The following is an 11,550-nucleotide window of genomic DNA, read 5'->3' on the forward strand; positions in this document are numbered from 1 at the left end:
ATTCTATCGTTGTTCCTCGAACTTTCGGGAGGAATTCGTCATAAATGCGCCGCAGGCTAAACCTGCGAAGAGTCACGACCGGTAGAAATAGTCGCGGTACACTGGGGTACGTGTTCAAGATTCTTTTCTATACCCCCGAAATTCCGGGGAATACGGGTAACGCCATTCGTCTAGCCGCAGTAACCGGGGCTGAACTTCACCTCATCGAGCCTCTAGGATTCAATTTTGAAGATGCGCATCTGCGCCGTGCCGGGCTGGATTATCACGATCTTGCGGTCGTGACGGTTCATAAGACCCTGCAGGATGCTTGGGAGGTCCTCATGCCTGCGCGTGTTTTCGCCTTTACCACCACGGCAGAAACCTCGTATGCGGATCTTGAATATCGTAATGGCGATGTGCTTATGTTTGGTCCGGAGTCCGTGGGCTTACCAGCCGATGTACAGCAGGATGAGCATATTACAGAACGTGTAAAAATCCCCATGATTCCTGGGCGCCGTTCCCTTAACCTGGCGAACTCCGCGTCCATCGCAATTTTTGAGGCATGGCGCCAACACGGATTCACGGGAGGAAAGATTTAGTTGTATGTGTGCCAACCGCCAGGTTCCCCTACTTTTTGAGGATATAGCCGCCGACCCGATGAACGCCGAGTACACGTCACGCGGGTGGGAGCCCGTATATTCGGCGAACGCTCGATCACGCATTATTCTGGTGGGTCAGGCACCCGGGCGTATTGCACAAGAGACTCGTATTCCATGGAATGATGTGAGTGGTCGGTTACTTCGTACATGGTTGGGCGTAAGCGATGATGAGTTTTATAACCCAGAGCTGTTTGCCCTGATGCCGATGGATTTTTATTATCCGGGAAAAGGTAAGCACGGTGATTTACCACCGCGTAAGGATTTTGCGCCGCGTTGGCATCCGCAGCTGCGCGCCATGATGCCGCATGCACAATTAACCATTCTGGTAGGTGCCTATGCGCAAAAGTACTATCTTGATGGAGTTTCTGCTCCGCGGCTTCGCAGCAGCCTTACGGAAACGGTGGCACACGCAGAGGATTATCTGCCGGGTTTTGTGCCTCTGGTGCACCCTTCTCCGCTCAATATTGGCTGGCGCAAGCGTAATCCCTGGTTTGAGGCCGAGAATATACCCGATCTGCGTGAGCGGGTACGTAAAATCTTGGGTACATAGTCTAATCTTGTGAAAGCGTCCTGAAAACCTAGTCTAGGTTTTCAGGACGCTGACCTGTTAGAAACTAGGCGTTGCGGCGCCTCTTAATTTCTTCAACAGCCTGCGGGATGACAGTGAAAAGATCCCCAATGACGCCAAAGTCGGCAATCTCGAATATGGGCGCGTCCGCGTCCTTGTTGATGGCGACAATAGTCTTTGAAGTATCCATGCCGACCTTCTGTTGAAGAGCCCCCGAAATACCCACGGAAACGTATAGTTCGGGAGAAACGCTCTTGCCGGTTTGCCCAATCTGAGTAGAGTGATCCAGCCATCCTGCGTCTGTGACGGCGCGGGTCGAACCAATCGCAGCACCGAGCGCATCCGCCAGATCCTCAATGGGGGCTAACTTGCCGCCGATACCGCGGCCAGCAGCTACAACAATAGCTGCTTCTTCAAGGTTGGGGCGAGCAGATGTAGGCTTCTCGGTCACCTCGGTGATGCGCACCGTCTCGTACTCGGGCAGAGTATAGGTGGTGAGTACGCCCTCCCCCATCGCAGCGGGCGCCTCCGCCGTATCTACCGAGTTGGGGCGTAGGGTTACCAACGGCAGACCTTCAACCCGCACGGTGCTGTCGTACTCCCCCGCCAAAACGTTCTTACGAATATTGAGCGCATCATCCACGTCATGAGCGCCCGTCACAACGCCTACGGGACGAGTTCCCGCCTCAGACTTCCCGAGGCGCACGGCCACGCGCCCCAGAAGCTCAATCGAGTCAATATCATGCGGGGCAAGAACCACATCAGGACCAAACTCAGTAATAGCCTGTACGGCGAGTTCCACTCGGGCAGCAGGCAAAGCATCTGTCATGGATTGCGCTGGGGCAAAGACACGTGCCGCGCCCTGTTCAGCGTAAAACTGTGCGATATCGGCGGAGCCTTGGGCAAATGTCAATACTCCCAGTTGAGTTCCGCCCTGTCCAACACCAGCGCGCAGTCGTGCCAACGCTAAAAGTTCTCGGTCCACACTGCTAGGTTTGGTCGCAAAATTCGTTGTGCCGCCTATAACCAGCACACGGTATGCAGTCGTCATCGTTATCTCCTGTACTGGTTAAATGAGGTTTCGGGATGCCAAGAATTCGACCAGCTGTATGCCGCCGTCGCCTTCATCCACGATGGTTTCACCTGCGGTGCGTTCTTCCCGCGCCTGCGCTTCGATCACGGTAACGGCCGATGCGTTGCCGCCGAACTTAGCAAGCTCATCCGCAATATCCGCTGCGTTCACGGTCGTAATAGGCTTCTTTTTTGCTGCCATCAGCGCCTTAAAATTGGGGTATCGCGGAGTGTTCACCTGGTCGGTCACCGAAATCAAAGCTGGCAATTCAGTTTCACAATGCTGCGAGCGAGTATCCAGGTCCCGGCGTGCCCTAACAGCTCGGCCAGCAATGCTCAGCGACGCCACTTGAGAGATTCCGGTGCGCCCCAAAAGTTCGCTCACCTGAACGGGCACCAATGAAGTCTCACCTTCGGTTGATGCCATACCTGTCAGAATCAGGTCGAAGGTGCCGTGTTCCTGCTCGTAGGTGGAGAGTGCAGCGGCTATGATGCGTGAGGTTGCCAGAGCATCAGCCCCTGCGAAAGCATCGTCGAGAATGTGTACGCCTTCGTGTGCACCCAGCTGCAGCGCACGGCGCAGCCCCTTAGAGGCATCTGCTGCGCCTAACGTAAAGGCGATAACTGCAGAATTCGCTGCATCGGTATCTTCCGCTTCGACGATCTGCATGGCGGCTTCTACAGCGTATTCGTCAAGCTCACTCATCACTGATTCGCTGCGGTCTACCCGCAAGGTATCGTCAAGTTTTTGTTCAAATTGGGTGTCTGGCACGTACTTGGTCAGTACGGCGATGCGATATGCGTTTTCGCTCACGCTCATCCTCCTGCGCCTTATGTGTGTGCGGCGCGTTTGTGGGGTTTAGTTAGGTTTGGCTATATTCTACCTTGCCGTGAAATCTTCAGTCAGGGAAACCCGGATATGAGAGCGGTATATTCCTGAACACAGCAGGCAAAGGAGAGGCGGCGTTTCTTCATGTGAAACGCCGCCTCAGGCGGTTTTATAGCTCTGTTAATGCTGATTATCGGCGTCGCCGAGCGTCACCTTGATGTTCTTTGTCTCTGACCCCCGTTTAATCTTCATATCCACTGTGGCACCTGCTGCTTGTGCACGCACCACGCCGTTGAGGGTCTTACTCTGTTCGATGCGGTGGCCATCCGCCTCGACGATAACATCTCCCTTCTGCAGACCAGCCTTTTCTGCAGGGCTTCCGCTAGAGATATTGGTGACCCGCACACCATCCGGGAAGAACCGAGATTCTCCCTCGTTGGTCTGCCCAGGGGCGCTTTCAATATTCGCGCCTAGGTACCCATGGGTTGCTTTGCCTTTGCTAATAATTTCGTCAGAAATACGCTTAGCGTAGTTCGAGGGAATGGCGTACGCGATGCCCTCATTGCCGCCGCCTTCAGACTCGATCTGAGAGTTGATGCCTACGAGCGCCCCGCTAGAGTTCACCAAAGGACCACCCGAGTTACCGTGGTTCACTGGCGCATCGGTCTGAATCATGGGAATGTATACACCGTCTTTTTCTGCTTCTGCGGCACGGTCGGTGTTAGAGATAACGCCCGCAGTCACGGTATCCTGCAGGTTATGTGGCGAACCAAGCGCCACCACGGTTTCGCCAGGAACAACTTTCGAGGAGTCGCCAAAGGTAATGGGTTTAAGGTCTAGCCCACTGGGGTCAATCTTAATGACCGCAAGATCCGAGGTTACATCGGTACCCACGATCTTTGCCACACGAATACTTCCGTCATGCAAACGCACCTCGACTCTAGAGGACTGCTGAGTACCGTTTGTAGAGACTACGTGATTATTGGTGAGAATATGTCCCTGGTTATCGAGAACTTCACCTGTACCAACGCCGTTGCCGTCGGTCAGCTTTGATCCTACAGTGACGGTCGAAGGAAGCACCTTCTTAGCTGTATCGGTTACGACTGTGGGATTTGTTGCGCTGCCTCCAGCATTTCTGCCGGTGACGGATGAACTATTGCTGCTTGTAGATGCGGCAATACCGCCTCCAACACCAGCACCTACGCCGCCACCCACAAGGGCTGCAAGCAGAGCAGCGGTAAGTACGACACCGGTTCCATATTTCTTCTTGGGTTCTTGCTGAGGATTCTTCCCCTGCCCGGAGTACTGGTTCTGATATCCATTCTGGGGGTTCTGGGAACTCTGTTGATACCCGGAAGTTTGGTAATTTTGCTGGTAGCCCTGCTGTTGATAACCCGTATTCTGGTAGTCCTGTTGAGCATAGGATCCGGGTGCAGACTGCTGCATCGGACGGGTTGCATCATTATAACCGTTAGCGCCAGAATCTTGGTTCCAGCCACCAGGGTATTGGGTCATTGTGGTCTCTCCTTGAGGGGCTCTCAATAAATCTTAGGTGATATCTAAATAACCATATTGGCGACAGCGCCAACAGGCACGCGTCTTTTTCTACTGTAAACGCAGTTCTTGTTTTATACCTCCGTTTTCTCTGAGGTTGCACCCGGAATTTCCTGGGAGTTTGCTGAGAACCCTCAAATTCCGGGGTAACTCCACAAACATATTTCAAGAGGTACAGCCTTCCAGAGTCAATTTCACAGCCTACGCTTAAAGACGGGCTCTAAGGTTTAACGAGATCGCATCAAGAAAGGAGCAGACATGCTGACAGCACTCATTATTTGTACCGTGCTGGCCGTTATTCTTGGCTTAGGTACCGGTCTGGTAGCGGGCTGTGCAGGTATAGTGCATCGTCGTTTGGCGCGTGCTCAGTCTTGTTCTTCTGCGTTTGAGCAGCAACTTAGCTCGGCGACCAGCTTATAAAAATCACGAAGATCTTAGTATTACACGCACCAACGACGAAAGCTCGTAATACAAGCTAAGAAGTGCCGTCTACTAAGTGGGGTAACGTCACCTTTTCTTAAGCTTCGTAGAGTCTCTAACAACTCGTGGTGCAGCTGAGTCATATCGCAAGGTGATATTTCTTCAGAAAAATTCCCTTAAGCCGGTCTAAAACAGGGTATGTTTATTGGTATGACTATTCATCGCCGAAACACTGTCTCCCAAAATTTTTATGGTGCCACATCTAGACCCCATTTACCTCAAAGACCTCTGCCCCGTACTGTGGTTGCCCTCATGCTGTCTTTCGTATGCGCATTAGCAGGTATCGGCGCTAGTTTCATTGCTTACCCGACGGCGGCCCACGCTCAAGCACCTTTCGAGGTCACGCTAAATCCACAAACCCCTATTATTGACCGGGACGGAACTCTTAATGCCCTATCGGATGGGCTTGAAGACGAGCTCACCGAAGGTTTGAGTAACAGCAATACCCGTCACTCGATAGAAGCCTATATGGTGTTGGTCTCCGGGACCAATGGCAAACCGCTCAAGGAGTGGGGGCAAGAATTCCTGAGTCTCAACCATGCTCGCCCACGCACAGTAGTTTTGCTTATCGATACGTCTAAGAACCAAGGTACTATTATCAGCAATGACCAGAGTTTTATGAGCGATGCATGGGCACATGCCCTGTACGTTAAAGACAATTCGGGCTCCCAAAACAGCAGTATCAAGCGTGTTATCGCTGATCATGGTCTTTACGGTACCGCCGGGCGCATGTTCACTGATATCTTTATCAGGGATCATGACTACTCCACGAGTAATGACGGCAATATCCCCCAGGGACTAAGCGATATTTCCGAAGCCGACGGCTGGTTCGAAAATTTTCTTGTTGCCGCAGGCGTGTTGGTTTTTGTCCTGTTTATTCTGCTTGGAATTCCTGTCCTCATCATCCGCATGGTACGTAAAAACCGTCGAAAAACGGCAGAATTACAAAAATGGCAGAACGACCTGCCGCTCCGCGATCCTTCGCAGGTACAAGTTCCCCAGCAGTATCAAATGCCGAATCGTCCCGGGCACCATATGGTGACGGATACGGAATATATGAAGAACCGCGGCTACGATCTGAATTAGCCAATATTATTCATCCAATGAGTACCGCATCGTGAACAAAAGCGGTAATCCTGGAGTAAACAGTCGACGATCGTATCCTGAGAATTAGTCCGGAATTTCTTCAGATATGTACGCTCTGTGATGACTACCGCTCATGACAGGTTGGTGACCGGTAAGATGGAAGTACGTGTGGGTTTATTCCTCCCACGCCGTGGATAATCACCGCGCGGCATATGCGAAAGAATGGGAGTCTTCCTTTGAGTAATATCACGAATGCTGACCGTCCGTTTGGTTCTCGGCGCATCCGACGTGCCCTCAGCGTAGGTGCTTTAGCTTTTGGCACCACTATGCTTTCCGTCGCGCTACCGGTGGCGGGCTCTTCGTTCTTGACGCCCGGTATCAGTACCGCGCAAGCCCAAACTCCCATGACTATCACAGGTAGAGTACAAGACACGACCAATGTCTTGGGCGATACCTCAGAACTTAACTCTAAAATCAGCGAACTCTCTAAAAACCACAATATTGATCTGCATGTGCTGACTATTGATAAGTTTGAGAGCCCCGAAGAGGCTAAGGCATGGACTGAAGAGACAGCGAAAAAGAACAGCTACGGTAATGCGGACGCCATTCTTGTCATAGCGACAGAAAGCCGCCGTGCTTACTTCGCCGCTGGGAGTAATAAGGCGCTCAGTTCTGATCAGCAGTCGGAGGTGTACCAAAAATACATCAAGCCAAAACTGCAAAGCGGGGATTACAAAGGTGCAGCTCTTGAGGCGGTCAACGGTATTAACGCTCAAAAAGGGGGCGTTAGCCCAGCTGTCGCTATAGGCGGCGGCGCCCTAGGCGTAGCGGGTGTAGCGGGCGCTGGGTACTACATTATGAAACGCCGTCGCTCCAAAAACGAGCCGGGAAGTACGCCTGCATACTCAACATCTAAAGTACCTGAAGTTTCGTTGGAGGAACTGCGCACCCGTGCCGGTGCCGCACTTGTTCAGGCAGATAATTCTATGGTGCAGTCGAAGCAGGAACTTGAATTTGCCCGCGCCCAATACGGTAATGAACACGTCAAGCCTTTTGAAGAGGAACTAACGCGCGCCCAAGAGCTCATGCAGGCATCATTCCATCGCCAGAAACTTCTCAATGATGATGTTCCGGACACCGTTGCGGAACAGCGCGCTTGGTTGAGCGAAATTATCGATAATTCTCAGGAGATTTCTGATATTTCCCGAGATCAGGCGCAGAAGCTCTCTGAAATGCGCAATCTTGAGCACGAAGCTCCACAGGCTATTGCTAGGCTCCAGGAGCGCACACCGGAACTTCAGCAGATAGTCGAAACAGCGCAGCATACATACGCGCGACTCAAAGACCAGTACTTGCCGAGTGCGTTAGAACCGATCAATAAATCTGCAGCTCTGTTGGATTCACACCAAAGCCTGGTGGCTCAGGAACTTCAGGAGGCGTCTCGTTTAGTGGATACTTCCCGATCCGAAGCTGTTGTGCATCTGCGCAATGCCGAAGAGTCTGCGACTCAGATTACCTCGCTGGCAGAAGCAGTCAGCAATCACGCCTCAGCCTTAGAATCTGCACAATCCAGTCTTAGTACCGATATTTTGAGTATTCAACGTGACGTAGCTGAGGCTAAGAGCCTCGCGGAGTCTCAGAACCGTGCCGAACTCGCCGCGACGGCAGCCGGTATGGAGGCTATTCTTGGGCAGGTTTCACAACAGGCACAAGAACGCCCGAATGATCCTATTGCCCTCACGGAACAGCTGCATCAGCTCACAAGCGAGCTGAATCGTTCCATGTCATCGCTTCGCGCCGACCGTGAGCGTGAGCAGGCGGCTAAAGAAAGTCTGTCTCGTACCTTACGTTCTGCAGAGGCTCAGGTACGCAGCGCATCGGACTTCATTAACAACCGTCGGCGCGGTGTCGGTTCACAAGCTCGTACCTATCTGTCTGAGGCGCAAACCGCCCTGAACGATGCACACCGTTTGCGGGAGTCCGACCCGGTAAATTCGCTCAACAGGGCATATGAAGCTATTTCTTTGGCGAGCGATGCGCAGAACTCCGCAAATCAGGATGTCAACAATTACTGGGATGATAACCGTTATGGTCAAAGCTACGGCGGCGATTCCCTGGCGCAAGGCATGCTCTTAGGTGCTATTTTTAGCGCGATGGGCTCACACTCTGCTTCAGCATCCACCGGTCATCACTGGGGCGGCGGTGACTCCGGTGGAGGCTGGGATTTCGGAGGCGGTGGCGGCGACTTCGGAGGTGGAGACGGCGGCAGCTTCTAACCTACAAGAGCATAGGTGTGTCAAAAACGTGTTAGGGTTCTCGTTAACCTCATGTTCTTGTACTCGTCACCTTATAGGCGATATTTTCCCAGTAATTTTTCAGGCTGACCCACGATAATAAGAAAAGTTGCGGCGCTGTACGTGCGAATAAGCTCCTTCCCGGTGCCGCGTGAAAGAAAAGGAAATAACATGGTAAAACAGTCCATTTTCGGTCGTATCGCACAGCTAGCAAAGGCTAATATTAACGCCCTCATTGATGCGGCAGAAGACCCGCAGAAAATGTTAGATCAGATGGTTCGTGACTATACAAATAACATTGTAGAAGCAGAAGCAGCTGTGGCTCAGACTATTGGTAACCTGCGTCTTCTGGAGCAGGATCATGCCGAAGACCTGCGCGACGCCGATGAGTGGGGTTCTAAGGCTCTGGCTGCCTCCAATAAAGCCGATGAGTTCCGTGCTGCAGGCGACACCGCGAACGCGGATAAGTTCGATAATCTCGCAAAGATTGCTCTGGGCAAGCAGATGCAGGCTGAACGTGAGGCAAAGGCCGCAGAACCGCAGATCGCATCGCAGACCCAGGTGGTTGAGCAGCTCAAGGACGGCCTTACCAAAATGCGTGCAAAGCTGGATGAGCTCAAGTCCAAGCGTGATGAGCTTAACGCCCGCCAGAAGACTGCTGCCGCTCAGTCTCAGGTGAATGATGCACTCAAGGCATTCGATGTTATGGACCCCACGAGCGAGGTCTCACGCTTTGAAGAGAAGGTTCGCCGCGAAGAGGCTCGCGTGCAGGGTCAGCAGGAACTTGCAGCTTCCTCCCTGGACGCTCAGTTCAATGACCTTGAAGAGCTTGGTCGTCAGTCTGAACTTGATGCGCGTCTTGCGGCTCTCAAGAACAAGAACGCATAGTCTTAGCCTGATCGGCTGTTAGATTACGCAGATGCTCCCCAACCTTAGGTTGGGGAGCATCTGCATTTTATGTTCTGCGCTGAAAACCTGATTCTAAAGCTTAGAGGCACGGTACAGGAACGCCGCCATAGCCTCACGTGAGGTAGCTTCACCAGGTCGGAAAGTACCGTCAGGCCAACCAGTAGTAATACCCTGATCTGCCATCCATGAGATTTCCTTATAGAACATGGTAGAGGGGTTTACATCAGCAAACTGCTGTGCACCCGGTGCATATGCGGGAGAACCGTTGAAACGGTAGAAAAACGCCGCCAGTGCCTCACGGCTGATAGCATCATGTGGACGGAAGGTACCGTCAGACCATCCGGTCGTAATTCTCTGCTGTTTAAGCCACACGATTTCCTTATATGCCGGGTGGTTCGGCGTAACATCTGGGAACGGAGAAGTCGCGGGAAGCTCCACGGCAGGGCTACCCGCAAGACGGTAGAGATATGTTGCCACCTGGGCGCGATTTACAGCGCTGTACGGACGGAAAGTACGATCGGCAAAACCGGTCATAATGCGGCGATCCGAGTTCCAACTAATCTCTGTGTAGAACGGATTCGTGGTCGGAAGGTCGCTATACCCTGCGCCAAAACGGTGACCGCCTGTATCGAGGGATTGCGCCATGATGAGCGGCAGGTCATAATCTTGGTGGCTAAAACCTGGGATCAGTTTCATCTGGGTATTGGTAAAGCCGCTGTTGCGGTACGCAGTGTAGCCCTGTTCAACAGCACCTCGGGCGCTCCATGTTGGAGGGTTCGTTGTACCAGAAGTATCGGCGGCACCAACCCACCAGTACATAGGCTGGTTCTTAATGTTCTGCGGTGCCTCGGTCTGCATGCGCTCATAACCGCCGCCCGCAACGAGGATAGAACCGCCGCCAGAACGCCAAGTGCCCTGACGATCCGCATTCAGTTCATAGGTGATAAACTCGGCGCCTCCGGAATAACCCATCGTCCACACCTGCGAGGGGTCGATGCCGTTACTCGAAATAAATTGCTGCGCAAAGGAGCGGAAATAGTCACCGTTGGCGTCAAGGTTTTCCCACCAGGTAATGCCGTTACCGGATGCATTTTTATCTGGAGACACGACGGGTACAAAAACCATGTTGCGGGCATTTGCGATACGGCCCATAGCGGGGAGCATGCCCTGCTCAGGGCTGTGAATCTTAGACTGGTCGTTACGCCAATAGTCGCCGTCAATGTAGAAGACTACGCCCACGGGTTTTGACCAGTCAATACCGTTTGCATACACGTGGTACTGAGAGTTAAGGCCGTTCGGGGCGGTGTAGCTGCGGTATGTGCCGGATGCGACGGTTGCATGGGCGGGTGCAGTAAGGGTAGCGCCCACAATAGCGGGTACGGTGAGTGCGGCCAGGGTTCCGGCACGCATCTTTCTGATGCGGGTCATAGATAGTCCTCGGTTCTCGATTTTCTTGTCGCTATGTGCTGAATAAGGTGCGCTGAATTCAGCCGCTATGTTTGTGTTGTGAGTGATAGACTCCGACAGGGTTAATTCCGCCTACGGAGCAGTGATACTCTGCTGGGATTTGAGATTAGTCCCCTCAGATTTAGGAGCTTTACGAAGTTTGCAATAGCGGAGTAAAGCGTTCAATAGAGTTAAATTACCAGTTAAATAATATTAAATAAAAACATAGGTGAAATTTTCGGTATGGTATGCCGATCAAGAGGTTCTTAAAAATTGCCGCTTGGCAAGAATATACATGAGAGACAATGTGCACCTACCGCCACAGCAGAATCGCACTATATCGCGGTTTGTAGCTTTTTCTAATTCTCAATAGATTTTTAAAGTAAAGGCGTCCTGCTTTTATTCTTATACCATTGCGACAATGGTCACATGGTTATAGAGAATCTACCTCTGGGACGCCCTGAAGGGTTCGCCCAGAAGCTCACGGAAAGATATTTATTCTGTTCGTGAACTTCTGGGTTTTACATGTTGGGCCAGGTCGGGTGCAACCGACCCTCACTATCCCCCACCCCCACATCATCAAGATGCCACCGCTGACCCGTATACACATCCACCTTACGCAACTGCGGATTCGGATTCCCCACATCAGGCTCCTCCGCATGACCCGGACACCCC

10 protein-coding genes are annotated in these 11,550 nt (G+C 52.4%); 6 read left to right on the forward strand and 4 right to left on the reverse strand.

Features of this window, described 5'->3' with window-relative positions; genetic code table 11:
• The first annotated feature begins 110 nt into the window (after positions 1-110).
• Positions 111-578 carry a tRNA (cytidine(34)-2'-O)-methyltransferase gene (locus HMPREF3164_RS01900; protein ID WP_070448582.1) on the forward strand — a complete coding sequence of 156 codons (468 nt, stop codon included), beginning with the start codon at positions 111-113 and terminating at the stop codon, positions 576-578.
• A gap of 4 nt (positions 579-582) precedes the next feature.
• Positions 583-1,188, forward strand: a complete 606-nt coding sequence (locus HMPREF3164_RS01905) for a uracil-DNA glycosylase family protein (protein WP_070448583.1) — start codon at positions 583-585, stop codon at positions 1,186-1,188.
• A 64-nt stretch (positions 1,189-1,252) separates the two neighbouring features.
• On the opposite strand, the gene HMPREF3164_RS01910 is transcribed toward HMPREF3164_RS01905, so the two are convergent.
• The 3 genes from HMPREF3164_RS01910 to HMPREF3164_RS01920 form a co-directional block, all read right to left on the reverse strand.
• A complete protein-coding gene (locus HMPREF3164_RS01910; protein ID WP_070448584.1) occupies positions 1,253-2,257 on the reverse strand; it encodes an electron transfer flavoprotein subunit alpha/FixB family protein in 1,005 nt (334 codons plus the stop codon).
• An 18-nt stretch (positions 2,258-2,275) separates the two neighbouring features.
• A complete protein-coding gene (locus tag HMPREF3164_RS01915; RefSeq protein ID WP_070448585.1) occupies positions 2,276-3,097 on the reverse strand; it encodes an electron transfer flavoprotein subunit beta/FixA family protein in 822 nt (273 codons plus the stop codon).
• Positions 3,098-3,286: 189 nt separating this feature from the next.
• Entirely contained in the window at positions 3,287-4,621 is a 1,335-nt protein-coding gene (locus HMPREF3164_RS01920) for a S1C family serine protease (RefSeq protein ID WP_070448586.1), read from the reverse strand.
• Positions 4,622-4,918: 297 nt separating this feature from the next.
• Here HMPREF3164_RS01920 and HMPREF3164_RS11125 point away from each other — a divergent pair, with 297 nt between their 5' ends.
• The 4 genes from HMPREF3164_RS11125 (at position 4,919) to HMPREF3164_RS01935 (ending at position 9,408) form a co-directional block, all read left to right on the forward strand.
• A complete protein-coding gene (locus tag HMPREF3164_RS11125) occupies positions 4,919-5,080 on the forward strand; it encodes a hypothetical protein (protein WP_168160739.1) in 162 nt (53 codons plus the stop codon).
• Between the two features lie 312 nt (positions 5,081-5,392).
• Positions 5,393-6,226 carry a hypothetical protein gene (locus HMPREF3164_RS01925; RefSeq protein ID WP_246822560.1) on the forward strand — a complete coding sequence of 278 codons (834 nt, stop codon included), beginning with the start codon at positions 5,393-5,395 and terminating at the stop codon, positions 6,224-6,226.
• Between the two features lie 236 nt (positions 6,227-6,462).
• Positions 6,463-8,502, forward strand: coding sequence for a TPM domain-containing protein (locus HMPREF3164_RS01930; RefSeq protein WP_070448588.1), 2,040 nt, complete (start codon positions 6,463-6,465; stop codon positions 8,500-8,502).
• 189 nt (positions 8,503-8,691) lie between these two features.
• Positions 8,692-9,408, forward strand: coding sequence for a PspA/IM30 family protein (locus HMPREF3164_RS01935; RefSeq protein ID WP_013397437.1), 717 nt, complete (start codon positions 8,692-8,694; stop codon positions 9,406-9,408).
• Positions 9,409-9,501: 93 nt separating this feature from the next.
• Here HMPREF3164_RS01935 and HMPREF3164_RS01940 read toward each other — a convergent pair whose 3' ends face one another.
• Positions 9,502-10,857 (reverse strand): S-layer homology domain-containing protein, encoded by a 1,356-nt coding sequence (locus HMPREF3164_RS01940; protein ID WP_048753698.1) that lies wholly within the window; start codon positions 10,855-10,857, stop codon positions 9,502-9,504.
• Between the last annotated feature and the right edge of the window lie 693 nt (positions 10,858-11,550).

Origin of the sequence: Rothia sp. HMSC08A08 (assembly GCF_001808385.1) — a bacterium.
Lineage (GTDB): Bacteria > Actinomycetota > Actinomycetes > Actinomycetales > Micrococcaceae > Rothia > Rothia dentocariosa.